The organism is Nocardioides perillae (assembly GCF_013409425.1).
GTDB lineage: Bacteria > Actinomycetota > Actinomycetes > Propionibacteriales > Nocardioidaceae > Nocardioides > Nocardioides perillae.
Genome location: NZ_JACCAC010000001.1, coordinates 1,745,810 through 1,772,340 on the forward strand (window position 1 = coordinate 1,745,810; position 26,531 = coordinate 1,772,340).

Genomic DNA, 26,531 nt, shown 5'->3' on the forward strand with positions numbered 1-26,531 from the left:
GGAGACGATTTCGGACCTAGGTGTACGCAAGGACATTTCGTTGCCACCTGGAGGAAGGTCATGAATGACAAGCTGCTCTACCGCATCCCGGAGGTCGCCGAGCATCTGAACATCAGTCGCTCGAAGGTCTACGAGCTCCTCAAGTCCGGCGAGCTTCCGTCGGTCCACATCGCCCGCACTCGTCTGGTCCGCAAGGTCGACCTCGAGGCGTACGTCCAGAGCCTCCCGGAGGCGTCATGAGCCAGACTGACCGCCAGCGCGCCCGACAGAACATGCGGGAGAAGAAGTCTCTCAAGCACCTGCGCCGTGCTCAGCGGCTCGACCAGCTCGGCGCCCGCCTCGCCCAACTGGTCCAGCTGCGCGAACGAACGGTCGGTCAACTCGACCTCCGGATCGCCGAGGCCATCGCCGAGATGAGTAACGAGCACCGGGCGACGGTCGCCGACATCGTCAAACACGCCGGCGGCAGCCTCGATCGTCGAGAGGTCACGCGCCTGAAGTCCCGCAGCACCCGGTGCCGTCAGAACATCTGACGACGCGCTCCGTCGTCGACCGGCATCACTAGACTTGGTCGAGGCAGCATCGTGTAGCCATGAAGCAGGAGGACGCGTGGACCGTGACGAGAAGAAGCGCCTTCGTGATCGTATCGGCGAGTCCCTCGACGTGTCCGGCACCCGCTTGACGGACGATGAGGCCAGGAGGCTTAGCGACTTCCTAGACGAGTACGACAACAAGTACAGGGGCCGGAGCCGATCGCGGACCACGAGCCACACGGGCTGGAGCTCCGACGGAAAGTTCATCCGCAAGGAGACGTTTACCGACACCTTCACGGACGAGCCCGGCATCCGACAGGACTACGAGTACCACGATGACGACGGCCAGCATGGTGCCTCGTCGAGGGAAGTCACGGATGCCCGTGGGATCCTGAATTGGCTCCGGGACAACCCCTGACCAGCTTGGTCGCAGTTGCTCGGCATCGCGAGATAGGAACTTGTGCTACTGGATCAGCGTGGAAAGCCGAGCATCGGGGTGGCCAGCACTAACCTCGGCACGTGACTACTGCTGCCGCCGCTCCTGTCTCGAAGCACGCGGCGCTGTACGTCGAGAACGTGATGATTCGGAACTTCCGGGGGATCGTTTCCTGTGAAGTGGAACTTGAGCCCGGGCTCACCCTCCTCGTCGGGCGGAACAACGTCGGCAAGTCAAGGGTGCTATCTGCGCTGCACCTAGCGTTGGGCGGTCGTGTCGCTGATGTGGATGACTTCACCGTCGGATCCTCTGCGGAGCCCGAGATCGATGTCGTTCTCGCGCCCAGCCCACCTTCCGCATCCACAGACGAGCAAGCGTTCGACGATGACGAAGGTCGGCTGATGGGCGGCGATGCACAGACGATCAGCGACCCCCCGTTTCGTGAGCGCTTCGCCTGGCGCACGCACGTCCGACGTTCGGCCGAAGGGCTTGGCGCTCGGTCCGAGTTCAAGATTCTGACGTTCGACGCCGCCAGTGACAGCTGGGTGGAGCGCGCGGGCGCCAAGGATCTCGGAAGAATCGCTCGCGGGCTGGTCGCCTCGGACCTAGTCAATACCGGTCGCGACCTAATGGAGGAGCTCGGACGTCGTGGCTCGGGGGTTCGAAAGGTGCTCAGCGATCTGGACGTCGCCGACGTGACGCGGGCAGATCTGGAGCTCCGCTTGGCGGGTCTCAGCGCCGACATCGTCGCGGGAAGCGGGACCCTCGCCTCGGTGACTCGGTCACTGGATGCGCTGAACCGCGCCGTCGGGAGCATCGGGGCCCCGGGGATAAATCCGATCCCCATCACGCTTGAGGAACTCGCCCGGTCGCTGTCCATTGACCTTGATAGTGGGCACGGGGCGCTTCCGATTCGGATGCACGGCGCCGGCGCACGGAGTTTGGCCTCGCTCCAGATTCAAGGCGTGCTGTACGAACGGTTGCTTGGCGCCGATGGCGGCTCGCTCCGTCCTCATCCCGTGACCCTCGTTGAGGAGCCTGAAGCGCATCTGCACCCACAGGCCGCATCCGAGCTGCCGCACCTGTTGAAGTCGATCGGCGGGCAGGTCGTTGCGAGCACACACTCCAGCCAAGTCGTGACGGCAACCGACCCACGAGCCATACGGCTTCTGCGAGAAAGCGCAGGCTCGCTGGTCGTTGTCGACCTCGGTCCCGCCGCCAAAGATTCTCCAGGTACACCTCGGCCGTTTCGCCCAAGTCGACATACCGAGGAGATGGAGAAGCTCAAGCGCCTGGCCGAACGACCTTTTGGGGAGATTCTCTTCGCAAGTGCCATCGTCATCGGGGACGGAGCAACGGAGCGCGGCTTTCTACCTCCTGTTCTGAGGCATGCCCTCGGCCCGAAAGCACACGGGGTCTGTGTAATCGACCCGGAGTCAATGTCAACACCGACTGCTCTTTCGGTCGCCAAGTTCGCAAATGTCGTCGGGGTCCCGTGGTTCATTTTCGCTGACGGAGATCCGGCTGGCGTCGCCGCCGTCGAAGGTCTTGCGACGGCAGGAAGGTCCGTCGCGACTGTGATCTGGGTCGGCAAGCCGGACGCTGCCGCAGCCAAGGGCGTGTCTGGCGCGATCGAGGCAATGATTGTCGACTTCGATGAGGAAGTCGGTAGGACCGCGTGCGAGCGGGTGCGCCCCGACCTAGCGCCGGTCGCCAATATTCTCGCGACAATGAAGGCCTCGAAGGGTTCGATCGGTCAGACCCTGGCAGACGTCTTGATCGAACGCTACGGCGACTTCCATAGCTGGCCGTCGCCGATGCAGAAGCTGATCCAGGCTATCGACGGGGTCCTGTCATGACCACGACTGACGACTTCAACGATCCGGTCCTGAGTGCTGAGCAACAGGCGGCCGTCGACAGCAACGCGCGTGCGCTCGTGGTCGTAGCGAGCGCGGGTAGCGGCAAGACAGAAGTGGTCGCTCGGCGCATCCAACGTCTACTCCTGGCCGACCCCGAAAGCAGTGGCCGCGTGCTCGCCTTGACCTACACGGTGAAGGCGGCCGACGAGCTTCGCGCGAGGCTCGATAGCCGGCTGGGTGCTCTCGCACGTCGGGTCGACAGCGAGACCATCCACGGGTTCGCCCACAACCTCCTACGCACTCATGGCACTCGAATTGGCCTTCCGCTGGAGCCGGAGCTGCTGGCTCGAGATGAGGACCGCGTGGAGCTCTTTCGCTCCTGGCTGCGCGACCACGGCGAGGCTGAGCCCGAGGACCTCAAGGGCCGCCTAGCGGGCTTTGACTTGGCCCGTGCTAAAGGGGAGCGTGTTGCGGGCCTCAACGATTGGCTCCAGGCACTCGAAGACAACGGGGCTCTGGATTATCCGGCGCTCCTCGCGAGGGCCACCGAGTTGTTGACTGTCGCCTCGGCGCGTCGCCAGACTCGGCGCCTCTACACCTCCGTCGTCGTCGATGAGGCCCAGAACCTGACGAGGGCGCAGTACGACCTACTCATTGAGCTGGCGTCGGACGAAGGAAAGATCGCCGTCCCGATGATGCTCGTCGGTGATGACAAGCAATCGATCGTAAGTTTCGCTGGAGCAGACCCGCGCCTCATCAGAGCCTTCACCGAAGCCTTTGCTGCCGAGCGTCACGAACTCCACACCAACTTCCGATCTGCAACCGCGCTCGCCGCCGCATCAAGCAAGGTAGCGGCTGCGCTGGGCCACCCTGCTGGTGAGGAGGCGGCATTCGCGGCTCCCGGCATGATCGCTGTCGAGGCGTTCGCAACAGAAGCGGACGAGGGCGAGAGAGTTGCCGCTTGGGTCGCAGGATTGTTGGAGCGCGGGCTACCTCAGGAGGCGCTCGGCGACGACGAGAATCACTTGCTTCGTGCGGAAGAGATCGCGGTACTGTCCAGGTCAGCCGCCGGTCTTCGCCTTGTAGCGTCCGCGCTGACTGCTCGTGACATTCCGTTCGCGCTGTCCAGCACGCCGAATGAGTGGCTCACGACTATGGCCGGCCGGATAGTTCTTGAGACGGTATCCCTGAAGGCTGCGCCCGATCACCACTCGACCTACTGGGAGATAGGCAGGCTCCTTGGTGTGGATCTTGCAGAAGAGTCGGCGAGCGCCGTGCGACACGCGATCCTCGGATCGGAGGACAAGCTGATTCGTGCGACGGCAGGCGTGGTCGACCTTACCGACGTTTCGGAACTAGTCCCTTTCCTGCAGGCGGTGCAGGTACAGACGGGGCTGGCCGACGCAGAGGCGGCGAATTGGCAGACTGATGTGCTGCAGTTCGCGACAAGCTGGGCCCAGTTTGACAGGCTGACCGGACGGTCAGAGCTCACGTGGGCGAACTTCAAGCTGCATTGCTCCCGCGCGCAGCGTGGGGACGACCTTGCGTCCGGCGTGCGCTTGCTCACCGTTCACAAGTCCCAAGGACGCGAGTATGCCGCCGTTGGGGTCGTTGGCCTCAACGACGGTCAGTTTCCAGACTTCAGAGCGACGACGGAGTCGGCATTGCGGGACGAGCTGCGAACCTTCTACGTCGCCATTACGCGCCCACGTAGAGTCCTCTTGCTCACGCGGGCGAAGGTGCGAGACACCAGGTACGGTCCGAGAGCCACGCAGCCGTCGAGATTCCTCTCGCTCGTGACGCCTTAGAGATCGGCGACCGCGCGGGCCTACCCGGCCACGAGCTGAAGCAGAGAGTCGTACGTGTCGACGACGTCGTACTCCACTCCATGGTTCTCGGACCTGGTGTTGAGGGAGGCAAAGAACTTCTTCGCGCACTCGATCTTGGCGTTCTCAACCCCCTTGAGTTGGAGGGTCGACATGGAGCCCTTGGTCTCGGCGACGAAGTAGACGTGCTTGATCTTAGTGGTGTCGTCGCGGAAGGCGATGGCCCAGTCGGGGTTGTAGTCGCCGACCGGGGTCGGGATGAAGAACCCGCGCGGGAGCTTGGAGTAGACGACTACCTCGTCGCTGACGTCGAGCTTCTCGACGAAGGACCGCTCGACCTTGGAGTCGGTGACGACGTACTCGTAGACGCTCTTCTTGAGCTTCTCGCCTGCCTTCGACAGGTCTTGGGCGGTTTGGTTCTCGGTGAAGATCGAGGAGTCATAACGGTTGTCGAGCGGGTCGTAGGTCAGATGCTCGACGATCACGGTGGCCTTCTGCTCGTTGATGAGCCGGGCGCCTTCGGTGATGAACTGCTCGGGGTTCTGCTTGAACTTCGCGAACGTGCCCGGGTTGATGCCGGTGAGGATCGCCGCGCAGGTGCGCCGCGTGAGCTGCGTCTTCTCGGCGATCTCGCCGAGCAGGTCGTACTTCACGGTCGAGCCCGCAGACACAGCCGAGTGCTCGACCTTCGTCTCCGAAACCTTGAAGCCGGTGCCTGCTTCGAGTTGTTCGACTTCGAGTCCGACGACCTGCTTGCCGGCCTCTACGAGGTACTGCATGACCGTGACGTTCAGAGAGGTGTCGAGCACGCGGATGCAGTTGCGGATGAGCTCGTTGGAGTCGAACTCGACCTGGTAGACGGCCTTGTGGTTGATGCGGCCCCACAACTCCTGGAATTCACGCTTCTTGAAGTTAGCCTCGTTGAACGGGATCTTCTTCGGCTTGCGGCCGTCGGTGGGCTTGGGCACGTCGAGATAGAGAGCGTCGACGAGCGGCCACACGAAGTCGATGACCGGCTTGAGCGCCTCCGCGGTGGGTGCGGCGAGGGTGCCGTGGGCGCGGGCGTCCTTGTAGGTCTGGGTGACGAAGCCGTCGTCGTCGATGTAGTCGTGGCGGATGAGGTGGTTGTAGAGCGCTTGTGCGAGCGCCTTCTCCATGACGCTCGTGGAGCCGTCGCCAAACTTGATCTGCTTGCCGGTGAAGTAGTCGACGCTCGCCTTGCGCGGGCGCGTTGACAGGGACTCGATGATCTCCCTCTGCAGGGCGGTGACGAAGTCGGTGTAGGACTCGTCGGTGACGACGGTCAGCTCGTTGATGTCGTGGACGGTGACGGGGTTGTCCATCCGTTCGCCGTGCTGGTCCACTGACAGCCGCAGTCCGCGGCCGATCTCCTGGCGCCGCGTCGTGGTGTTGTCGCTCTTCTTGAGCATGCCCATGACGAATACGTTGGGGTTGTCCCAGCCCTCCCGCAGAGCCGAGTGAGACCAGATGAACCGCACGGGTTCCTCGAAGGAGAGCAGCCGCTCCTTGTCCTTGAGGATCAGGTCGTAGGCGTCGACGTCGTCGGATTGGCCTGCGAAGTCGCCGCGCGCGGCGATCTTGCCGTCGATCGATCGGCCGGTCTTCTTGTCGATCGAGAAGTAGCCCTCGTGGGTCGAGCGCACAGGGATCGCCTCGACGTGTTTGCGGTAGCGCTCGGCGGCCTCGTCGAAGTCGAGCTGGCCGAGATAGTCGTGGAGGACCGCTTCGTACTCCTCCTCGAAAACCCGCGCGTACTCGCCGAGGCCGTCTTCGCGGTCGTAGTCGCGATACTTGGCGACCTCGTCTACGAAGAACAGTGAGAGCGCCTTGATGCCCTGCGCGAACAGCTCGCGCTCCTTGTCCAGGTGGGCTCGGATGACCTCGCGGATCTGGATGCGCCGTTTCTGGTCTTCGGCCACGTCTTCGGTGACCTCGCCGGCACCGATGATGTCGCCGTTGCTGAGCTCGATGATGTCGCGGTTCGCGTCGACATCCCGGATGAACAGGCCCTTGTATGCCTCGATGCCGCCGGAGATGTCGTGCAGGTTCATGCCCTGGCTCAGCCGCTTGACCTGTCGCTTGATGCCGGTGGCGGTCTGCACCTCCAACTCGACTCGCGCCTTGGGGAAGTCCGCGCCCTTGCCGATCTCCAGCCCGTCCACATAGAGGTACGCCGTGCTGCCGGCCAGATGCTTCACGGTGATGCCCCGCACGGCGATCTTCTTCACCAGCTTCTGGTTGTAGGCATCGACCGCATCGAGGCGGTGTACCTTGGTGCGCTCAATCTTGTGGGTCGCCGAGTAGCGCAGCGCGAACAGGGCGTTGAACAGCCCGAGTGCCTCCAGGGACTTCGAGGGCTTCTTCGCGTCACCCTCGATCTTCTGCGGCTCGTCGATGATCAGAATCGGCCGGTTCGCTGCGATCACGTCGATCGGCCTGCGCGACTGGAAGTCGTCGAGCACCTCGTAGATGCGGCGCGCGTCCTTGCCGGTGGCGTTGAACGCCTGGATGTTGATGATCATCACCTGCACGCCCGCGTCGGAGGAGAACCGCTCCAGCTCGTGGAGCCGCGAGGAGTTGTAGACGAACGTGCGTGGCTTGGTCCCGTACATCTGCTGGAAGTGCTCGGCGGTGATGTCGAACGACTTCTTCACGCCCTCACGGATCGCGATCGACGGCACAACGACGATGTACTTCGACCACCCATACCGCTTGTGCAGTTCCATGATGGTCTTGATGTAGACGTAGGTCTTCCCGGTGCCGGTCTCCATCTCCACGTCGAGATTGAGCGGTGCTGCGGACTTCTTGACCGGGTCCCTGAGGTCCTTGGACAGCTCCAGCCCCCGCGTCTGCTGCACCCGGTGGACGTTCGTCAGGAGCTGCGGCGGCGTGAGCGCGATCTCCGCGTTGCGCAGACCCGCGTCCTCCAGCAGGGTCGCGGCCGCGTCCTTGCCGGGGTCAATGCGGTACTTCACCCCGTCGGCGTAGGGCTGGCCAGTGAAGACGTCGACCACGGCGTCGACAGCCTCGGTCTGGTATTGCTGGACCTTGAACTGGAGCTTCATCGGGTCAGATGGTCCTTACCTCGGTCTCGGGCGACACCTCTCGGAAGATCTGCTCCGCATTGATGCGCGCCGCATCGCTCGCGAAGCCCGCGTCGAGGAACACGGCGCGCAGTGGGCGGCGGCCGGCGATCTCCTTCACGACGTCGTCGGTCATCTCGTCCGCGAAGCACGCAATCAGAGCACCTTCGGCGACCGAGAGAACCCGTCGGGAGCCTAGATCCTCGACCGCGATCGGCTCGGCGAGGTCGAGCCCCCAGTCAAGCAGCACTTGGAAGAGCAGGTCTTCGTCGGTGCGATCCGGCTTCACGCTACGGACTGCCTCGGTAAGCGTGTACTGCTCAAGGTCGTCTGCCGTCGCGAGCGTGTCAGCCATGTTGGTGGTTGCGACGTGCAGCGAGCGGAAACCGATGTCTAGGGCGGAGTTGAGGAGCCCTGCCTGCTTGACCTGCGCACCGGCTCGACGCAGGCGCTCACGGGCGATGCCCGCGATGGTTTCGTAGTGCGGATGATCGACCGGCTCGTCAAGCTGAACGAGGATGTATCGGCGATGTCCGCCATCTGCTGCATTGAGGTCCATGACAGCGTGTCCAGTCGAACCAGAGCCGGCGAAGAAGTCGAGGATGACCGCGTCCGGGTTGTCTCGGGTGATCGCGCCGAACCAACGTGCCAGCACGGCGGTGTCCTTCGGGAAGTCGAAGACATCGGCCTGGAGCAAGCCATCGAGTTTCTTGGTGCCCGGCATGCGTGACTGCGTGAAGGTCGGATACGGCACGCGGTCGCCCTGCTCCGCTAGGAACCTCTTGATACGTGGCGAGGTTGTCTCATCAGGTCCGAAGAGAACTCGGCCCTGAGCGATCAGTTCGTCCATCGTCTCCCGCGAGTAGCGCCAACCATTTGCCGGCGTCCGAACTGCCCTTCCCGTCTTCGGATGCGTCAACTCGTACATCAGGTTGGGACGCGGGTTCGGGCTCGTGATGTCGGTCGCTTGGAAGACTCGACCTTCGTCGTCGATCTGGTCGTACCGGAACACGGCTGGCTCCAAGTCAGCCTTGATCGCCCTGACTCCATTGCGAAAGATCGTGGTTGCCTTCGCGGGGTCTCCATCCGACTCCTGCCACGCGCGGCGAGCGACCGCTTCGACTTCGTCGATCCCGGGCTTGGGTTCCTTCCATCGAGTGTCGAGAGAACGAAGCAGACTCTCGTTCTTCGCGTAGATGAGCATGTAGTCCACGCCGCCCGCCGTGTAGCGCGCGTCGTTCTTCCCGGTGCCCTGCCACGTCACATTGGCGATGAAGTTCTCCGACCCGAGAACCTGGTCGAGGAGTGATCGCAGGTTCGCATGTTCGTGGTCGTCGATGGCGACGATCACGACCCCGTCGTCGGCCAGGAGGCTGCGCGCAAGCTTCAGCCGGGGGTACATCATGCTGAGCCAGTCTGAGTGGAAGCGGCCACTTGCCTCCGAGTTGACCTTTGTTCTCAGCCGGTTGCCCTCGTCATCGAGGACGGCGGAGCTGCGGAGATGCTCCGCCGTGGTCTCAGCGAAGTTATCCTCGTAGACGAAGTCGTTCCCCGTGTTGTAAGGCGGGTCGATGTAGATCAGCTTGACCTTGCCGAGGTACGACTCCTGGAGCAGCTTGAGGGCGTCGAGGTTGTCCCCCTCGATGAAGAGGTTCTTGGTGGTGTCGAAGTCGACTGACTCCTGCCGCACGGGACGCAGAGTCTTCGCGATGGGCGCGTTGGCAGCGAAGGCAGCAGCCCGCTTGCCAGGCCAGTCGAGCTGGTACCGCTCCTGAGGTCCTTCTACCACGTGGTCGGAGAGTTCCTGGCGAAGGAGGTCAAGGTCAACGGCGAGCGTCACGTTGCCCTCCGCGTCCCTCGACTCGGTCATGACCTGCGGGAACACCTCGGCGATCCGTTCGATGTTGCGCGTTGTGACGTTGGGCGAGTGCAGCGTGCGCTTCTCCATCACCCAGCACCGCCCAGCGCGGCGAGGTCCGAGGCAGCGTCATCACAGTGTCTTGACCTCGGTGTGAGGCGAGACCTCGCGGAAGATCTGCTCGGCGTTGATCCGATCCGCGTCCGACTTGAAGGCCGAATCTCGGAAGACGGCGCGCAGCGGCTGGAGGTTCGCGATCTCGGTGACCACATCAGCGGACACCTCCTCGCTGAAGCACGCGACCAGCGCATCGTCCGCGACGCGGAAGATCTCTCTCTCTCTCTCTCTCTCTCTCTCGCTTGATTGGCAGACTCAGATCGAGCCCCCAGTCGAGGAGTACCTGGAAGAGTAGGTCCTCGTCGGTGCGGTCCGGTTTCACGCTGTCGATCGCTCCCAGGAGCGAGGTCTGCGCCAGGTCATCCGCCGCAGCGTCAACCTCGGCCATGTTGGTCGTATCGATCCGAAGCGAGCGGTACCCGACGTCCAGTGCGGTCGCGCCATCCCCCGCCTGGTCGGCAACCACAGAGCCAGCGCGTCGAACTCGATCCCGAGAGATGTCGGCGATGGAGTGGTATCCCGCCTTTGCCGCTGCCGAGCTGGCATCGAGGTCGTCAGGAATCTGGACGAGCAGGAATCGCCTGTTTCCCCCGTCAGCGGCGTTCGCACGCATCACCGCATGCGCCGTCGTACCCGACCCCGCAAAGAAGTCGACGACGATGTCCTCCGCGTTCTTGCGCGTTGCGAGCTGAACCACTCGCTCGATCAGGCGTACGGGCTTCGGGAAGTCGAAGAAGGTCTCACCGTTCCTGTCGAACAGCGCGCGCACCTCGCGTGTCCCCTCTTGGGTATGACCAACTTCCGAGTTGGGCCACCAGGTCCACGCGGACTTGCCGTTGCGCTCCGCCAAGTAGGTCTTTCGCCGAGGGATCCCCGTGCCGTCCGGGCCGAACCAGAATCGACCTTCAGCGACCTGCTTTTTGTACTCGTCTTCGAGGTTCATCCAGCAACGACCGGGCGGGGGGTTTACGACAGTCCCCGACGGGGTCGTGATGGCGTACATCTGATTCGGCCTATACCCGGGTGCGGTGAAGTCGGACGACACCCAGGGGCCCCGCGGGTCGTTGTCAGGGTTTGAGAAGGCAGCCCGGTCGCTGTCGTCGAGAGGCAGAGGCGAGAGGGCTTTCTCAATCAAGCTGGCGTCCCGGGCGTAGACCATGACGTACTCATGCCCTGCCGCCAATCGCTTGCGTGCTTCTGGGGACGTGCGCTTCTGCCAGATGACGGAAGCGACAAAGTTGCGCTCGCCGAAAACCTCGTCGGCGACCTTCCGTAGAGATCCCACTTCGTGATCATCGATGGAGATGAAGATGACGCCGTCTGGGGCCAGCATCGTGCGAGCGAGCTTCAATCTGGGCAGGATCATGCTCAGCCAGTCCGAGTGTAAGCGCCCGTTGGCCTCGGTGTTCGCCACGAAACGGGTGCCGTCCGTTCCCACCTGACCTGACCCGACTAGGTAGTCGTGAGTGGTCGCGCCGAAGTCGTCCTCGTACACGAAGTCACTGCCCGTGTTGTAGGGCGGGTCGATGTAGATGAGTTTGACCTTGCCGAGGTAGGACTCCTGGAGCAGCTTCAGGGCGTCGAGGTTGTCACCTTCGATGAAGAGGTTCTTCGTCGTGTCGAAGTCGACCGATTCCTCGCGTACGGGGCGGAGGGTCTTGGCGATGGGCGCGTTGGCGGCGAACGCGGCGGCGCGCTTGCCGGGCCAGTCGAGTTGGTAGCGCTCCTGCGGTCCCTCGACGATGTGGTCGGAGAGCTCCTGGCGGAGCGCGTCGAAGTCGACCGCGCGGACGGGGTTGCCGTCGGCGTCGAGGGACTCGGTGATGACCGTGGGGAACAGTTCGGCGATCTGGTCGATGTTGCGCTGGGTGAGGTCTGGCGAGTGCATCTTCAGCTTGTCCACGGTCATTCCTTGTTGCTTGGTACGGGGGCGGTCAGTTCGTCGAGCACGGTGGTGCGTTCCTTGATCTGCCTGCGGAGTTCGATCTTGCGATTCAGTTGCGGTTCGGTGCGCAGCTTCTTCTCCAGGGCGGCGACCTCGCGGTTGAGCCCGCGGACGCGTCCCATCCTGTCGAGAGCGTCCGACAGTTTCTCCGCCGGCCAGAGGGGGTGGGGTAGCAGGCGGCCCAGCAGTTGGGTGTACAGGCCGTCCATGTCGAGCGCCGTGGGGAGCGGGACACGCGGCTGGTCGCCACTGATCCAACCAGTGCGGAAGTAGTCGGTGCCTTTGGTCTTGCCTCCGGCCCGCTTGTAAGCGGCGGTCATCGCCTGCTCGGTCCAGAGGCCGTCCTCGCGGCGCAGCTCGAAGATGATCTGGCTGGGGATCGCCTTATCGATCGAGGCGAGCACCGATTTGTCGAGACCGGAGCCCTTCAGATCCACGACGAAGACCTGGATCTCCGTGACGGTCTCACCCGGTGCGAGGCGCAATGACTCCTCGCCGAGCTTGTAGGCCCAGCGGACGCGCTGAACCTCGTCCACGAAGCGCTGCTTGAGAGCGGCGCCCGCGCTGGCCTCGGCGTATAGACGCTCCTTCGGAATGACCCGGTCGACCTTCGCGGTCTCGGGCCACTGGATCAGCTCAGTCACCGACACCCTCGGTCTCGACGATGGCGAGGAAGGCGATCAGTTCGAAGTCATCGAGTCCCTCGAAGGTCTGCTGCAACGCGGTGGTCTTCGCCCCCGAGAAGAGGCTGTCGATATCGCGCTTCTCGGTGACGTCGATCAGGGAGTTGATCGCCTCGTTGAGCAGATTGGAGTAGGCGCCCATCTCGGCACCTTCACTGGTGAGCTCGTTGAAGACTCGGTAGGCGGCCGGGATCGGTTCGTGCGCACCCTGACAGCTCGCCCGGATCAGGTCGAGGAGTTGCTTGACCTCAGTGTGGTCGGTCATGACGTTGCCGTCGGTGTCGAGATAGATCAGGTAGTGCGGGTGGAGGCGATTGTGGCGGTTGAGCGTCGCCTGCTCATCGACACTGCGCAGAGCGAAGATCACGCCGGGGCGAAGGCCGCGCTCGGGGTTGGCGGGGACGGCTGCATGGAGGCCTTTGGGCGATGAGGCGAGGTCGCCGTACTTCTCCATGTAGTTGAGCAGGTCCATGCGGAAGTCGTTGAGTCCGAGGTCCGTGATGGAGACGCCCGTTCGGACGTCCTCCAGCTCGATGACTTCGTCCTGGAGGCGGCGGAGCTGCTCCTTGCGGAACTTGGTGTCGTTGGACTCCTGTGTGAGGAGGTTGTCGTCCGCCGTGGCCGCGAGGTCGGCGATCACCATGCGGTTCTCGACGCGCTCCTTGAGGTTGATGTATTCATCCAGGCTGATGTCGGGCCAGAAGTTGACCATCTGGATCACGGAGTTCTTGGACCCGATGCGGTCCACGCGGCCGAAGCGCTGGATGATCCGCACCGGGTTCCAGTGGATGTCGTAGTTGACGACGTAGTCGCAGTCTTGGAGGTTCTGGCCTTCCGAGATGCAGTCGGTGCCGATCAGGAGGTCGATCTCACCGGGCTCGTTCGGGAAGACGACTGCTTTGTCCTTGGAGCCTGGGGAGAAGAAAGTCAGGAGCTTCTGGAAGTCGAAGCCGTCGCCCAGTGTCGTCTTGGGATGCGTGGAGCCGGTGACCAGTCCCAGCTCGAGCGAGGTGTCGGAGTGGACGGTCTGCTCCAGGTTGGCGTAGAGATAGCGGGCAGTGTCGGCGAAGGCCGAAAAGAGCAGCACCTTCTTGTTGTCGCCGTTGAGCGGGCGCGCGACCTTGCCCCTGATGACTTGCTGGAGCCGTTGGAGCTTGCGGTCGTGCTCCGGAGTGATGAGATCCATCGCGTCGACAAGCTCACGGATGGTCTCGCGGTCGTGCCACAGGTCGTTGCGCCACGACGTGGTGTCCATGTCGTTGAGATCGATCTGGTACTTCTTGCCGACCGATGGGGTGGACGGGACCTCGAAGTCGTCGTCGTCGGCCTCGATGTCGCCGAAAGCCGCGCCGATGTCGGCGATCTGGCCGTCCTTGTCGTCGAGGTCCTCCAGAGCGTGATCGATGGCGGCTTCGACCTTGCGGAGCGTGATTCGGAAAGCCTCGACCGAACTCTCCAGGCGCTTGAGCAGGTTGACCGTCATCAGCGTCTTCAGTCCCTGCTCGCGGCCGGCCATGCCGAGGTTGCCGCGTGCCGTGCCGCCCTGGACTGCGTACCTGTCCACGTACTTCTGCATCTTGCTGGGGAAGACATACGACAGCGGGGTGTAGACAGCGAGATTGAGCACTTGGAGCTGGTCGAAGATCTCGTTGAACGTCGGCGCGTGGGGGAGGTCGGTCAGCGGTTCGCGGATTGACTCCGGCGGGAGACGGCTAGGGAACGCGCCGATGTCGGCCGTGTCGTAGAACGACTGGATGTGCTTGCGGGAGCGCGCGATGGTGACCGCGTCGAGGAGTTCGAAGAAGTCGAAGTCGAGCATCCGTAGGATCGCATCGGTGGTGCGCTCCTCGGCGGGCAGTTCGGACCACTTCTTGAAGGCGACCTGGGCTTCGCGGAAGACCTGCTCGACCGACTTGCTGATGTCGAGCTTCGCGGAGAGTTGCTCTGACTCGCCTTCGTAGGCGAGCTGGAGTTGGTTCTTGAGATCGTTGAAGCGGTTGTTGACTGGCGTGGCTGACAGCATGAGGACCTTCGTCTTCACGCCACTCTGGATCACCTTGCGCATGAGCCGCTGGTAGCGGCTCTCCTTCTCCTCGGAGTAGTCGGCATTGCGGAAGTTGTGGGACTCGTCGATCACGACGAGGTTGAAGTTCCCCCAGTTGACCTTGCTCAGGTCGAGCTGCCCGGAGTAGCCCTTGTCGCGGGACAAGTCGGTGTGGGCGAGGACGTGGTAGCTGAACCGGTCGGCTGAGAAGGGGTTGGTGACATAGGGGCTGTTGTAGGTCGTCCAGTTGTCTTCGAGCTTCTTCGGCGCGAGCACGAGGACGGACTTGTTGCGACTCTCGTAGTACTTGATGACCGCGAGTGCCGTGAAGGTCTTCCCGAGGCCGACGCTGTCAGCGAGGATGCAGCCGTTGTACGTCTCCAGCTTGTTGATGATGCCCACGGCGGCGTCGCGCTGGAAGTTGTAGAGCCTCTTCCAGATCTCTGAGTCGCGCCAGCCTGTCAGGTCGTCGGGGAGTACATCCTCGCTGATGTCGTCGAGGAACTCCGAGAACAAGTTGTAGAGGATCAGGAAGTAGATCCGCTCGGGGCTGTTCTCGGCGTAGACGCTGGCGATGTGGTCGCGGACAAGCTCTGTGACGTCTTCGACCTGTTGCGGGCTCGACCAGATCTGATCGAACGTTGAAAGGTAGGCCGAAGCGAGAGGGGCTTCGTCGATCTTGTTCACAAGGTTGGATACCGCGTCGCCGCGCTCGTAGCCGAGATCGGCCGACGTGAAGCCCTGGAGCGGCATGTAGGCGGCGCGGTCGTCGACCACAGCGAACTGCTGCATCGGGGCGCCGGTCTTGTTCGACTTGAAGGTGACCTTGCGCTTGATCCAGTCCGCGCACTCCCGGGCGATTGCCCGTTGGGTGAGCTTGTTGCGCAGCCGGATCTCGAACTCGGAGCCGTAGAGACTCGACTCGCGCTTGGCCTGTGGGATGTAGAACTCCCGTCGCTCCTTCATTGCCTTGTCGGTTGCCTGACTGGCGACGAAGGTCGGTGCGGTGAAGATGAACTCAAGTTCCTTGACGCCCTCCAACTCCTTGCGGAGTGCCTCGAAGGCGTAGATCGAGAACGTCGACGCGGCGATGCGGAGCTTGGAACCGCGGTTGAGCTCGACCTTGATGTCATCGCCGAGCAGCTTGTTGAGGTTGTCGATAACCTCCATCAGTCCGCCCTCTGCTTGGAGGGCCTCGCGGATTCGTCGGCGCCGCTGCAGCGCACCCAGTCGTCGACCTCGGTGACCTTGAACTTCCATAGACGTCCGACCCGGTGGGCGGGCATGTCCCTTTTTGCGATCCAGGTGTAGATGCTGTCCTTCGTGACGCCGAGATGCTCGGCGATCGCGTCAGCAGACACCCAGGGCTCAGTCACTCATCCGACGTTAGTGGGGATTGCCACCGGTCTGTGCCGGTTCTTGCCGATTTCTCCGTGTGACCCGCCGGCTTTCGGGTTTCCACGCCGACCGGCACCGACCTACACCACACTTGCTGCGTGGCCGACATTCATCTGCTAGCTGGCGCCATGGGGATCGCCTCGTGGAGGGCACGGGCCCTCATGCAGGAGTACGCGAAGACCGTCGAACTACGCGGATCCGCCCTGCGGATGCATCGCGGCCGGGTCATGACGGGGCGGCCGGCGCCCTGGGCGCTCAGCGAGCTCGGGGTAACGGATGCTGCCATGACGGCGCTCTGGCGCCACGGCCCCGAGGACAGAACCTACGCCGTATCCTCCGGTGTTGAGGCGCAGGTGCTCGGAGGAGATCTGGCGATCGTCGATGCGGTCCGCACGGTCCGTGTCTACCAAGCCAAGTTGGTCAAGGAACTTGATCTGGCAACCGGCGAGTACGTACTCAAGTCCGCTTTGACTGATGTCCACGCTGGTCATCTGGCAGCGCCTACGTTCCGATGGAACGGCCAACTTCACCAGATGCAGGGCTACCTCGCGTTGTACCAGAGGGCGCTCCCTGTGGCTCACGGCATCACGAGCCCCAAACGCTCGGCGTGGTGGGCTCGGACAGCGACTTCCGTGAACGCTCCGGGACTCGGTGGGTTGTACTACTGGGACATGATGGATGGCGCTCGTGGTCGTCCATCTCGGATGGCGACGGCTCGCGGCATCATGGCGGCGCCGATCCCGCTCGTTCCCGCTGGGCAGAGCGTCGACAGAGTCCCCGCGGCCAACAGCTGGCCTTGGGAATACGGCCTTTCAAACCGCTGGCGTGGACTGGCGGCTCTGGCCTCATTGCGCCGGGCGAGAGGCGAAGCCGCTGCAGATTCGACTCCAATAGATGACGACGACGACACCACTCCAGACGGGCCGGAGCCGCTTGTGGAGTCCGGTGGCCTCCCTGGTGCACTCGATAGTGAGCGCGAGGACTTCGCCGCACGGCTGTTCGACCACCTCTATGGCGACAGGCCAGGATCGTTGACCGTGGTCTTCGTGTGAACGGAGCCGCCCGAGAAGGCCTCTAGCAGTGGCGTTCGTCAGAGGAGCTGTCAAGCGCGACCTCCCGCGGTCAAGCATTGTTGCTATCCATGTCTGCCGGCGACCCGGTCAAGGGCGTCGAGGTTCTTCTGGTCCGCGTCGGGGAGGGAGTGGAGGTACTTCTGCGTCGTCTGGATCTGGTGGTGGCCCATCCGGTCCATGACCGACTTCAGGTCCGATCCGCCGGCCAGCAGCCAAGAAGCGTGGGCGTGTCGAAGGTCGTGGACGCGGACCGGGAAGTCGACGCCGCTGGCCTTCACGGCCGGTAGCCAGACGTGGGTGCGGAAGCTGTTGCGCGAGATCGGGGTGCCAACCTTGGTCGCGAACAACAGGTCATCGCGGCCGAGCTCCTTCGCCCGGACGTGCTCGGCGATGGCGTCGAGCCATGCCTGACGGACGCCGAAGGTGCGGGGCTCGTTGTTCTTCGGGTAGGGCTTGACGATGAAGCGTTCGCCGGTGGGGGAGTGGACCTTGGATGTCTCCACGATCGTCTCCTCCACGCTGATCGTGCGACGCAGGAAGTCGATGTGCCGTGGACGGAGCGCGATCAGCTCGCCCCAGCGCATCCCTGTCTCGATGAAGGTCTCCAGCATCAGCCGATACTGCTGCGGCACAGCGGCAACCAGCCGCTCGAACTCCTCGGGCGTCAGGGTCCGCGACTTCCGCGCGATCACCTTCGGCAGCTCGGTGTGGTCGCAGGGGTTGTAGACGAGGATCCGGTCGCGGACCGCCCGCCGGAAGATCGACGACAGGAACACGTGGTACTTCTTGATCGAGCGCGGCGAGAGGCCCTCGTCGTACGCCGTCGTCACCCAGTCCTGGATCACCATGGGCGAGATCTTGTTGAGCTTCTTCTTCCCGAACGCCGGATAGAACTGCTTGTTCAGATAGGAGACGTACGAGGCCCGCGTCGTCACCTCGAGGTGCTTGTGGGGAAGCCACTCCTTCTCGACGTAGTCGAAGAACGTGATCTCTCCTTGGCTCGCGTCGTGCCAGGAGCCGGACAGCACGCGCTGCTCCTCCCGGTGGGCCGCCCGCAGTGCCTCGCGGCGGGAGGGGAACGATCCGGCAGACCGCTCTCGGCCGTCGGGGTCGCGGTAGCAGCCGGTGTAGGTGGTGCCGCGGGCACCGTGTCGTTCCTTCACCCAAGCCATCTGCGACCTCTTTCCTGGCGCGACCTCTTTCGCGGTGTAAGTCCACCTTCGTCGTCCGCAATTTGTCCGCAAACGTTGCCGGATCCGGCTGGATCGACCTGGACGTCCATGGAATCCGAAGTGGCCTCTGACCTGCGAGTTTACGCGAATCTTGCGCTCGGCGACAGGTGGCGCGACACGCCGGAAGAACTGCTCATAACCCAGAGGTCGCAGGTTCAAATCCTGCCCCCGCTACGAAGAAACAGCCCCTGACCTGCGGAAACGCGAGTCAGGGGCTGTTTGCTGTTTGAGGCTCCCAGCGCTGTTGGCCGTTTACTGGTCGTTTTCGTCCGCGGTCGGCGTCCTGCGCGGCCCGGCGAAGGCCTCCAAGATGTGGCTGACGGACGGGGCGGACCGATCCTTTTCGATGTAGAACTCAGCGGTGATGGCTGAGGAGGAGTGGCCGAGCTGTCGAGCAGCGGTCTCCTTGTCGGCGAGCCGGTCGATGAGCGTCGCAACGGTCTTGCGGAAGAGATGCGGCTTGACCCAGTCGAGGCCAGCGTCCTTGCGAACGGCTCGCCAGCGCCGCTCCATGTTCCCGACTTGGTGCCACGTGCCGTTGCGGGTCGCGAAGACCGCGTTGAAGTGGTTCGGCGGCTGCTCGACCCGACGCCGCAGCAGCACTTCCACGGCAAAGGGAGGCAGCTCGACGCTTCGGATGGAGGCGTCCGTCTTCGGCTTCGCCTTGCGGTAAGTGCCCCTGCCCGTCTCAGTCTTGATGGTGCCGTTGATGTAGGCGACAGGCTGCGCGGCGGCCAGGTCGACGTCCACCCAGCGAAGGGCAAGCACCTCGCCGATGCGCGCACCGGTCGCGAGCATCAGGTCGATGACGTCGCGTAGGTCGGGGCGCGGGTTCGGTCCCGGCTTCGCCCGCTGCCCCTCCATGTGCGCCGCGACCGCGCTGCGGACAGCGTTCAGGTCCTCAACAGACAAGGCGCGGACCTGCTTGACGTCCCGCCGGAGCCGTGAGGTCTCCCGCACCGGGTTCGATGGAATGGCGCCATCGAGGACAGCCGATGCCATGAGCATTCCGAGGACCGTCTTGACCTTCTTCCGGCGTGACTCCGTCGGCTGGCCGTGAATGAAGCGCTCGCAGCGTCCCGCGTTCAGCTCGGAGAGCCGGAGACTCCCCAGGGCCGGGTTGATGACCTTGTCGACGAGCCGCTTGTACTCGGCATGCGTCGAGGCCTCTCGGTACGTCGAGTTCTCGATGGAGGCCAGCCAGGCCGCGGCCGCGTCGCGGACCTTCATCGATCCCGTCATGAGGTGCTCGGAGGGGGCAACCCGCTCGGCGCAGAGTCGCTTCAGCTCACGTTCGGCGGCCGCCTCCGTCCGAGCCGTCGCAGTCACTCGGCGGGTGACGCCGTCGACGTCACGGAAGCGCGTCAGCGCGCGGTAGACGCCCGGGCGGGCCTCGGACACGGTGATGCGCCCGTGCGCATCGATGGGGAGAGGAGGCCGGCCCATCAGCCGGTCGCTCGCAAGCCGGGTGCGGGGCGGCGACGGCGTGTCATCGAGCCGAGCGCGTTGTGCGCCGGCGCCCGGCCTCGGGCGGAGTCGGCGGTGGCGAAGTGTCGCGTGCCGGGTTCAGTGGAGGCTCTGAACTGACGCGCCGACGGTAGTCGGGGCGGGGTTGTGCCGGTAGTGCTCGTCCTCGAACTCGACGGGTGGGACGAGTCCGATCTCGCCGTGCAGGCGTCGGTGGTTGAACCAGTCGATGTACTCCGCGACGGCGATCTCGAGGTCGTCGATGATCTTCCACGGTCCCTTGTTTTGGACCAGCTCGGCCTTGAACAGCGAGTTGAACGCCTCGGCCAGGGCGTTGTCGTAGGAATCGCCTGTCGACCCGACCGACGCGACGGCGCCGGCCTCGGCCAGTCGCTGGGTGTAGCGCACCGCGAGGTACTGAACGCCCTTGTCGGAGTGTGCGATCACGCCGGTGGTGTCCTGGCCGGCGTGCTGGCGAGTCCACAGGCCCATCTCGAGGGCGTCCAGCGCCAGGTCGGTGCGCAGGCTCTTCGACAGTTGCCAGCCCACGACGCGGCGGGAGTAGACGTCGATGACGAAGGCCGCGTAGACCCAGCCGGCGAAGGTGCGGCAGTAGGTGATGTCGGCGACCCAGACCCGGTTCGGTGCCGGCGCCTTGAAGTCGCGGTCCAGCAGGTCCGGCCTCGTGTCGGGTCCGCTCCCGGGGATCGTGGTGCGTGGGCCCTTGCCTCTGCTGATCCCACGGAGCCCGTCGGCGCGCATCAGCCGGTGCACGGTGCACCTGGCGATCCGGTGGCCGCGCCGGTTGAGCTCGGCGTGCATCTTCCGCACCCCGTAGACGCCGTAGTTCTCCGAGTGCACCCGGCGGAGCACCTGCAGGTGCTGCTCGTCGGCGACCGCTCGCGCCGACGGCGGCCGGGCCTTGGCGGCGTAGTAGGTGCTCGGGGCGATCTGCATCCCGGCCCGTCGTAGGACGGTGCAGATCGGCTCGACCCCGAACCGGCCGCGGGTGCTGGTCGATGTAATCGACCAGCACCGCCGTGGTCACTTCAACTTGCGGTCGAGCTCCGCCGCGGCGAAAACGCCGACGCCGTCCGCAAGATCTCGTTCGCCCGCCGCAGCTCGCGAACCTCACGCTCGAGCTCGACGATCCGCTGCGCCTCGGCGGTGGTCACGCCGGGGCGGTGCCCCTCGTCGATCTCGGCCTGCTGGACCCGGTTGCGCAGCGTCTCGGGGTTGATCCCCAACTGCTCACCGACCCGACGCAGAGCGCCCGTCTTCGTCGCCGGGTCACGCCGCAGGTCGACCGCCATCCGGATCGCCCGCTCCCGAAGCTCCTCGGGATATTTCCTCGGTGCTGCCATGACTCTCATCCTTCTGTGGAATGAGAGCCTCCATCAGACCCGGCACGCGACACTGGGCTGATCGGCCGGGCGTCCGCCGGCAGCCGCAGTGCCTTCAAGAGAGCCGAGCGTTGTTCCGGCCGCCCCACCAGACGCAGCGGCGTCGAAGAGCTCCCGTCCGAAAGGCGCAGCACGCCGTTCACCGTCCGCGTGTGCTCCGTGACCTGAACGTTGCGGCGCACCATCCTCCGGAATCGGTCGGTCATCAGCGTCCACGACAGCAGGCGTTCGGAGGTGACGGCCACGAACACGTCCCGAGAGCCGTCGGTGAGGACGTCCAGGTACAGCACGAGCTCGCTCTGGTCGAGCTCGGCGAGGAGGCGTCTCCACACCCGAGCGGTCGGCATCGCGAGGGACACCGACTGCTTGGCCGCTGCCCAAGCCTCCTGGGTGCGCGGGTCGGCGCTCACGTCCATCGCTGAGGTCATTGAGCGAGGTTGACGCGGTAGACGGTCGGATCGGCGGCCGCGGTCACAGACTCTCGATCGAACTCGAGGAGCGTCGGATCGGTGAGCGTGTTGGTCACCACGGCCAAGAGCCAGTCGGGGTCGGTCTCGGCGCTGCGCAGCTCGTTGCGGGTTAGCAGGATCGAGGGCATCGAGCTCGACACGCCCTTGACCTCGAGGTGGCGCTCCTCGCTGTCGCGGGCCGCGGCTAGGTCCCAGCCGCACTTGAGGAGGGCGACGCGGGTGACTGTCCAACCGGCCGCTTCGTAGTGGCGCTGGACCACGGCCTCGGCGGCCAGTTCGACCTTGCGGTTCGTGGCTGCATCTCCGTAACCGGCTCCCCAGGCTCCGACGGCGATCGTGCTCGAGGTCGCGCGTGGGTCGCCGGGGTGGACTGGGGTCTCTATCGGACCGCTGTACTCGCGAACGAGCACTGGCACTGACCGTGGGTGCGTCCGGTAGCCCAGGCCTCGCTGCGTGAGGACCTTGACCAGGTCAGTGCGGAGAGGGATCAGGCGGTGACGGGTCTCCTTGCCGATCTCGAGCAACTCGGCCCACAGGGTCATGATGTTGCCGGGGGAGCGATGCCATTCGTCGTCGTAGGGCGCGGCGGTGTCCCACAAGTAGGCGTGGAGGAGCGTGAGGAGTTCTTCCTGCTCCTCGGGGCGGTAGAGCTTGAGCGGCACCCGTGCTCGGCCGAGCTCGTCGGCTCGGCTGAGGCCGGCCAGGATGAGGTCAACGAGCCGAGCGTTGGAGTCGTGCGAGCTCACGGGCGATCGCTCGGCGAGCCTTGCGGGTACTCCACGCCGAAGTGGTCGGCGATGAGGCCGGTCGTCTCACAGCCCCAGGTCGAGCGGCGATCCATGGGGTCCGGGTCGTCATCGAGCGAGTCGCAGACGCCCGTGCCGGCCCCGCAGTCGCGGTGCAGTGCCAGGAGCTTGCGGGCGAGCGGGTCGTTGATCGTGTTGAGGCGACGCATCGCGTCCACCCACCGGGAGACCGGTGTGGGGGAGTCGTCGACCTCGTGTACGACGTCCATGTGCCAGGCCTCGCTGGCTTCCTCGTCGTACTCGTAGCGGGTCATCAGCGCATCCCGAAGTACGAGGTGATCCGGTCGACCTGCTTCTGGTCCAGCAGCGCCGGCCGCCAGGCCCCGTAGGCGTTGGTCAGGTCGATGACGAGCTGGCGGGTCTGGTCGAGGCTGAGGTCGATGGTGACCGTCTCGCCGTCGGTATTAGTGACCTTGAGGTCGACGCGCTGGACGTCCTCGTCGACGTAGCGGGCGTGAGCCCCGATCTTCTTGGCCCTCACGGCCTCGCTAGGCTTGAAGAATGCCACAGGTGAATCGTGGCACGCCGGGCTCCTCGGCAGGGCGTGAACGGCTGGCGACGCAGGCCAGCCATCCGTCTAGCGAAGCTGAGGCAATTCGCCAGATCCCGAGCGATCTCGTCGCCCGAGGATGCTTGCCAGTTCAGCCAGGGTGTCCTCGCCCAGCATGGCGGGGTTGGTCGCCATGGCCTCCAGCAAGCTCTTGACCTGGTCAGACGGGAGTTCGGCCAGAGAGCGCTGCAGCTCGGGCACGCCTTCGCCATCGACGATGTTGGCGTTTGTTACGAGCCTCATCTGCTCGTCGCTGTACGCGCGGGCGGCGAGGGCCGCGAGGTAGCGTGCCTGCGCCTCCGCACTCGACATGCTGGGGCGGTCTTCTGCCGGCGCCTCAGCCAGTTCCCGCGAGGGCTCGACAACAGTCGCCTCGACAGGGACAGCCTTCTTCTCCGCCAGGCGGAGTGAGCGTCGCTCGCGCATCTTGGCCCGCCGCGCGTCGATGGCTGGGCGAGCCGTTTCCCGCCACCATTGCTCTGCGAGGGGCTTGGCTTTGGCGATCCCGCGGTCGATCAAGTGGGAGACCAGGTCAGCGATGAACTGTTCGAGTTCTTCCTCTTCGCGAGTGCGGCGCCGCTGTTCGACGGGGACGTAGACCGTCTCAGTGACGACAAGAGGCTCGGGCTCGCTACCGTCGTCGGGGATGAATCGAGCGCTGCCCTTGAGGTTGCCCTCGCTGTCGAAGAGGTTCTGGTGAAGGCCACCTTCCCTCTTCTGGCCAGGGGTGAGGTCGTCGTCGTCCCACTCGTAGTGCCCCTTGATGCGCCCCATGCGCCGACTCTAATTGCTGGTCCGCGGGTGAATCGGGGATCGTGCAAGGGAGAACGCGGTCTTCAGCACCGTGAGGCCCGTAGGCGGGCTCTACGGAGAAGTCAGTGCCCGGATGTTCTCGGGCATGAGGGACATGTCGGCGCCGAGCGGAACGACGGTGAAGATCTTGCTGACGTCGTTCATGCTGATCGAGGTCGGGTTCAGGGTCGGGAGAGTGGCGCCAAGTGGGTGGATGCGCTCCACTCCGACGTGAGCTGCGGCCTCGTCCAGGCGCTCGTTGTGATCCGGACCCGAGGAGTAGGTGCGACGGAGCCTGACCCGGTTCCCCGGACACGGTTGGTGTGGTGATCATGCAGCTGTTTCTGCGGCGGTGTGAAGCGTTTCGAACTCGACGGGGCTGAGCATCCCGAGGCTGGTGTGGCGACGTCGCGGGTTGTACCAGGCTTCGATCCATTCGAAGATCGCGGAGGCGAGCTGCTCTTGGCTGGTCCAGCGGCGGGTGTCGAGCAGCTCGCGCTGCATGGTGGCCCAGAACGACTCCATCATCGTGTTGTCGACTGACGAGGCCACCCGGCCCATAGATCCCAGCAGCCCCGCGGTGCGCAGCCGGTGGCCGAAGACCCAGCTGGTGTACTGACTGCCCCTGTCGGCGTGGACGATCGTGCCGGGCTCGGGGTGGCGTCGCCAGGTGGCCATCTGCAGGGCATCGACGACCAGGTCTGAGCGCATGTGGTCGGCGATCGACCAGCCCACGATGGCGCGGCTGAAAACGTCGAGGACCGCGCAGCAGTAGACCTTCCCGGTGGTCGTGGGGTGCTCGGTGATGTCGGTACACCACAGACGGTTCGGTTCATCAGCAACGAACTGGCGCTGCACGAGGTCCTCGTGCGGGGCCGGCATCGGTTGCTTGCGCCGCTTCTTGTGGGTGTTCCCGCCGATCCCCGAACGCCCGGTCAGCCGAAGCAGCCGCGCGACTCGCTTGCGACCGACCCGAACGTCGAGAGCCATCCGCAACTCGGCGTGGACCCGCGGGGTGCCGTAGGTGCCACGCGACATGGCGTGGATGTCGACCATCGTGTTGGCCAGGTAGGCGTCCTCGAGATCCCGCACCGAGGGTGGCCGGTCGCGCCACTCGTAGAACCCTGATCGAGAGACCTTCAAGATCCGGCAGGTCACCGCGACGTCGATCCCGTCATCGGCGAGTTCCTGGACCAGCCGGAACATCATTTTGGAAGGACGTTCTCCCTAGCGAAGTAGGCACTGGCCCGCTTCAAGATCTCGATTTCCATGTCCTTGACGCGCAGCTCGCGACGCAGTCGCACGAGCTCGGCGCGCTCGTCGGTCGAGAGCCCTTCCTTCAGGCCCTCGTCGACGTCCGCGCGGCTCATCCAGTTGCGCAGGCACGACTCGCTGATCCCGAGATCCTTGGCGATCGCAGAGACCGGCTTCTCGCCCATGCGGGCCAGCTCGACGGCTCGCTGACGGAACTCCAGCGGATGTGGTGCAGGCATCGCGAACTCCCTTCCGAGAGGCAGTGTCCCCTCAGATCAGGTGTCCGGACTACCGGGTCAGGCTCCTCTCTGGTTACGGCGACGGGTCATCCGTCCGATTGGTGAGCCTGGATCCGCCACTCTGCTGACGCCTGTAGCCCCCCAATACAGCATCACCCGCATAACCACACGGATGTTGGGTACTTCAGTGACCGTGACCGACGACGAGCTTGTGCGCGCTTGGGAGGACGAGCCCGACCAGATCACCGGTCGCGGCAAGCGGCACGGGCACCCGGTCGACTCGAGACGGGTTGCCATGGCCCGCGAGCGCCTGCCATCAGCAGCGGAGGGGGACCGGCTCACCAGCGTGCTCTCATTGATAGCCGATCCCACTCGGACGCGACTGCTGTACGCCCTTGACGTGGTCGACGAACTCTGTGTGGGCGACCTCGCCATTGCTTTGTCGGTGAGCGAGGACGCGGTCTCCTACGGACTCCGGCTGCTCCGTACCGCCGGGCTGGTTACACGACGGAAGGAGGGCCGGATCGTGTACTACCGGCTCGCAGAGGGCTTTCCCGAGCCACTTCGACAGCACTGCCTACGTCAGCTCATCGAAATGTCTCGCGCTCCGGCCGACGACGACGGCTGACGCCAAGATGAATGACATCAACCACCGCAACCCACCTCGATCGGGAAGGACCACTCCCCATGTCATCGCACCACGGGCAGGAGCCGTCCGTGCCAGCAAGCCGCGCAGGGAGCCTCCGGTGCCTGCCCGCCGCCGGGCGCACGCTCCTTGACCCCGGAGCCGCGGGGGGCGGGACGTGCGATCAATGAGGAGCTATCAATGACGAGAGGAATCTGAGCATGAGCATGCAGAGAGGCAGGACCAGCACTCCGAGCACGACCAGCACAAACAGCACGAGCGGAAGATGTACCTCCGCTTCGCGGCGATGATCCTGACCGCGATGGTGGTCATGTACTGGGCGATGTTCGCCGGCACCTACGAGTGGAGCCACGTCCGCTGGAGCGAGAGCCGCTTGTTCATGGCGCTCACCATGGGCGGCACCATGGGCCTGGTCATGCTGGCCTGGATGCTCAACATGTACAAGAGCACCCGGCTCAATCTGGTCATCGTCGGGGTGAGCCTTCTTCTGCTGGCCGGAGGGATCTTCCTGGACCGTAGCCAGGCCACGGTCCAGGACCGGGCGTTCATGCGGGCGATGATCCCGCACCACTCGCTGGCGATCACCCGCTCGGAGCGCTCGGAGCTGACGGACGTCCGAGTGTGCGAGCTGGCGGTGGAGATCAGTGAGGCGCAGCGGCGCGAGATCCTCGAGATGGACTGGCTCATCCAGGACATCGCCGAGAACGGGGAGGCCGATACCCCGGCGGAGGCGGAGGCACGCCCGGTCCCCGACTTCGACCGGCCGGCCGAGCGACAGTGCCCCACGGGATGACCG

General features: G+C 64.5%; 24 protein-coding genes, 1 pseudogene and 1 other annotated feature. Of the genes and pseudogenes, 8 read left to right on the forward strand and 17 right to left on the reverse strand.

Features of this window, described 5'->3' with window-relative positions; all coding sequences use genetic code 11:
• Positions 1-60: 60 nt before the first annotated feature.
• From BJ989_RS08040 to BJ989_RS08060, 5 genes are all read left to right on the forward strand, one after another.
• Entirely contained in the window at positions 61-240 is a 180-nt protein-coding gene (locus tag BJ989_RS08040; RefSeq protein ID WP_179517760.1) for a helix-turn-helix domain-containing protein, read from the forward strand.
• Entirely contained in the window at positions 237-533 is a 297-nt protein-coding gene (locus tag BJ989_RS08045; RefSeq protein ID WP_179517761.1) for a hypothetical protein, read from the forward strand. Before BJ989_RS08040 ends, BJ989_RS08045 begins: the two co-directional genes overlap by 4 nt.
• Before the next feature lie 76 nt (positions 534-609).
• Positions 610-951 (forward strand): hypothetical protein, encoded by a 342-nt coding sequence (locus tag BJ989_RS08050; RefSeq protein WP_179517762.1) that lies wholly within the window; start codon positions 610-612, stop codon positions 949-951.
• 101 nt (positions 952-1,052) lie between these two features.
• A complete protein-coding gene (locus tag BJ989_RS08055; protein ID WP_179517763.1) occupies positions 1,053-2,828 on the forward strand; it encodes an AAA family ATPase in 1,776 nt (591 codons plus the stop codon).
• Positions 2,825-4,636: an ATP-dependent helicase gene (locus tag BJ989_RS08060; RefSeq protein WP_179517764.1), complete on the forward strand. Its 1,812-nt coding sequence runs from the start codon at positions 2,825-2,827 to the stop codon at positions 4,634-4,636. Before BJ989_RS08055 ends, BJ989_RS08060 begins: the two co-directional genes overlap by 4 nt.
• A gap of 20 nt (positions 4,637-4,656) precedes the next feature.
• On the opposite strand, the gene BJ989_RS08065 is transcribed toward BJ989_RS08060, so the two are convergent.
• Genes BJ989_RS08065 through BJ989_RS08090 form a run of 7 tightly spaced genes read right to left on the reverse strand, consistent with a single transcriptional unit; the run spans position 4,657 to position 15,781 of the window.
• The gene (locus BJ989_RS08065) at positions 4,657-7,740 is read right to left on the reverse strand and encodes a type III restriction-modification system endonuclease (protein WP_179517765.1); all 3,084 of its coding nucleotides are present in this window, start codon (positions 7,738-7,740) and stop codon (positions 4,657-4,659) included.
• Between the two features lie 4 nt (positions 7,741-7,744).
• Complete coding sequence (locus BJ989_RS08070; protein WP_179517766.1) at positions 7,745-9,706, reverse strand: site-specific DNA-methyltransferase; 1,962 nt, start codon at positions 9,704-9,706, stop codon at positions 7,745-7,747.
• A 42-nt stretch (positions 9,707-9,748) separates the two neighbouring features.
• Complete coding sequence (locus tag BJ989_RS17155) at positions 9,749-9,898, reverse strand: hypothetical protein (RefSeq protein ID WP_218848765.1); 150 nt, start codon at positions 9,896-9,898, stop codon at positions 9,749-9,751.
• A complete protein-coding gene (locus tag BJ989_RS08075) occupies positions 9,888-11,636 on the reverse strand; it encodes a DNA methyltransferase (RefSeq protein ID WP_218848766.1) in 1,749 nt (582 codons plus the stop codon). The genes BJ989_RS17155 and BJ989_RS08075 overlap by 11 nt, the downstream gene beginning before the upstream one ends.
• Positions 11,637-11,638: 2 nt before the next feature.
• Complete coding sequence (locus BJ989_RS08080; protein ID WP_179517767.1) at positions 11,639-12,322, reverse strand: DUF4391 domain-containing protein; 684 nt, start codon at positions 12,320-12,322, stop codon at positions 11,639-11,641.
• Positions 12,315-15,575, reverse strand: a complete 3,261-nt coding sequence (locus BJ989_RS08085; RefSeq protein WP_179517768.1) for a helicase-related protein — start codon at positions 15,573-15,575, stop codon at positions 12,315-12,317. Before BJ989_RS08085 ends, BJ989_RS08080 begins: the two co-directional genes overlap by 8 nt.
• Positions 15,575-15,781 carry an excisionase family DNA-binding protein gene (locus BJ989_RS08090; RefSeq protein WP_179517769.1) on the reverse strand — a complete coding sequence of 69 codons (207 nt, stop codon included), beginning with the start codon at positions 15,779-15,781 and terminating at the stop codon, positions 15,575-15,577. Before BJ989_RS08090 ends, BJ989_RS08085 begins: the two co-directional genes overlap by 1 nt.
• A gap of 120 nt (positions 15,782-15,901) precedes the next feature.
• Here BJ989_RS08090 and BJ989_RS08095 point away from each other — a divergent pair, with 120 nt between their 5' ends.
• Positions 15,902-16,855 carry a hypothetical protein gene (locus tag BJ989_RS08095; RefSeq protein WP_179517770.1) on the forward strand — a complete coding sequence of 318 codons (954 nt, stop codon included), beginning with the start codon at positions 15,902-15,904 and terminating at the stop codon, positions 16,853-16,855.
• Between the two features lie 83 nt (positions 16,856-16,938).
• On the opposite strand, the gene BJ989_RS08100 is transcribed toward BJ989_RS08095, so the two are convergent.
• The 10 genes and pseudogenes from BJ989_RS08100 to BJ989_RS08145 all read right to left on the reverse strand — a co-directional run bounded on the left by BJ989_RS08100 (position 16,939) and on the right by BJ989_RS08145 (position 25,089).
• The gene (locus tag BJ989_RS08100) at positions 16,939-18,048 is read right to left on the reverse strand and encodes a tyrosine-type recombinase/integrase (RefSeq protein ID WP_179517771.1); all 1,110 of its coding nucleotides are present in this window, start codon (positions 18,046-18,048) and stop codon (positions 16,939-16,941) included.
• Between the two features lie 312 nt (positions 18,049-18,360).
• The gene (locus BJ989_RS18750) at positions 18,361-19,509 is read right to left on the reverse strand and encodes a tyrosine-type recombinase/integrase (RefSeq protein WP_179517772.1); all 1,149 of its coding nucleotides are present in this window, start codon (positions 19,507-19,509) and stop codon (positions 18,361-18,363) included.
• Between the two features lie 165 nt (positions 19,510-19,674).
• Positions 19,675-20,939 (reverse strand): annotated as a pseudogene (locus BJ989_RS08110) (IS3 family transposase).
• Positions 20,518-20,661 (reverse strand) — a sequence feature (AL1L pseudoknot). Its footprint overlaps the pseudogene before it by 144 nt.
• Before the next feature lie 5 nt (positions 20,940-20,944).
• The gene (locus BJ989_RS08115) at positions 20,945-21,406 is read right to left on the reverse strand and encodes a hypothetical protein (RefSeq protein ID WP_179517773.1); all 462 of its coding nucleotides are present in this window, start codon (positions 21,404-21,406) and stop codon (positions 20,945-20,947) included.
• Complete coding sequence (locus BJ989_RS08120) at positions 21,403-22,194, reverse strand: protein NO VEIN domain-containing protein (RefSeq protein WP_179517774.1); 792 nt, start codon at positions 22,192-22,194, stop codon at positions 21,403-21,405. Before BJ989_RS08120 ends, BJ989_RS08115 begins: the two co-directional genes overlap by 4 nt.
• Positions 22,191-22,508 carry a hypothetical protein gene (locus BJ989_RS08125; RefSeq protein ID WP_179517775.1) on the reverse strand — a complete coding sequence of 106 codons (318 nt, stop codon included), beginning with the start codon at positions 22,506-22,508 and terminating at the stop codon, positions 22,191-22,193. Before BJ989_RS08125 ends, BJ989_RS08120 begins: the two co-directional genes overlap by 4 nt.
• Positions 22,508-22,762: a hypothetical protein gene (locus BJ989_RS08130; RefSeq protein WP_179517776.1), complete on the reverse strand. Its 255-nt coding sequence runs from the start codon at positions 22,760-22,762 to the stop codon at positions 22,508-22,510. Before BJ989_RS08130 ends, BJ989_RS08125 begins: the two co-directional genes overlap by 1 nt.
• A 69-nt stretch (positions 22,763-22,831) precedes the next feature.
• Positions 22,832-23,578 (reverse strand): hypothetical protein, encoded by a 747-nt coding sequence (locus BJ989_RS08135; protein ID WP_179517777.1) that lies wholly within the window; start codon positions 23,576-23,578, stop codon positions 22,832-22,834.
• A 348-nt stretch (positions 23,579-23,926) separates the two neighbouring features.
• Positions 23,927-24,805 (reverse strand): IS3 family transposase, encoded by an 879-nt coding sequence (locus BJ989_RS08140; protein ID WP_179517778.1) that lies wholly within the window; start codon positions 24,803-24,805, stop codon positions 23,927-23,929.
• Positions 24,802-25,089: a transposase gene (locus tag BJ989_RS08145; protein WP_179517779.1), complete on the reverse strand. Its 288-nt coding sequence runs from the start codon at positions 25,087-25,089 to the stop codon at positions 24,802-24,804. The genes BJ989_RS08140 and BJ989_RS08145 overlap by 4 nt, the downstream gene beginning before the upstream one ends.
• Before the next feature lie 187 nt (positions 25,090-25,276).
• On the opposite strand from BJ989_RS08145, the gene BJ989_RS08150 reads away from it, so the two are divergent.
• Complete coding sequence (locus BJ989_RS08150; RefSeq protein WP_218848767.1) at positions 25,277-25,717, forward strand: metalloregulator ArsR/SmtB family transcription factor; 441 nt, start codon at positions 25,277-25,279, stop codon at positions 25,715-25,717.
• 283 nt (positions 25,718-26,000) lie between these two features.
• The gene (locus BJ989_RS08155; RefSeq protein ID WP_179517780.1) at positions 26,001-26,528 is read left to right on the forward strand and encodes a DUF305 domain-containing protein; all 528 of its coding nucleotides are present in this window, start codon (positions 26,001-26,003) and stop codon (positions 26,526-26,528) included.
• Positions 26,529-26,531: the final 3 nt, after the last annotated feature.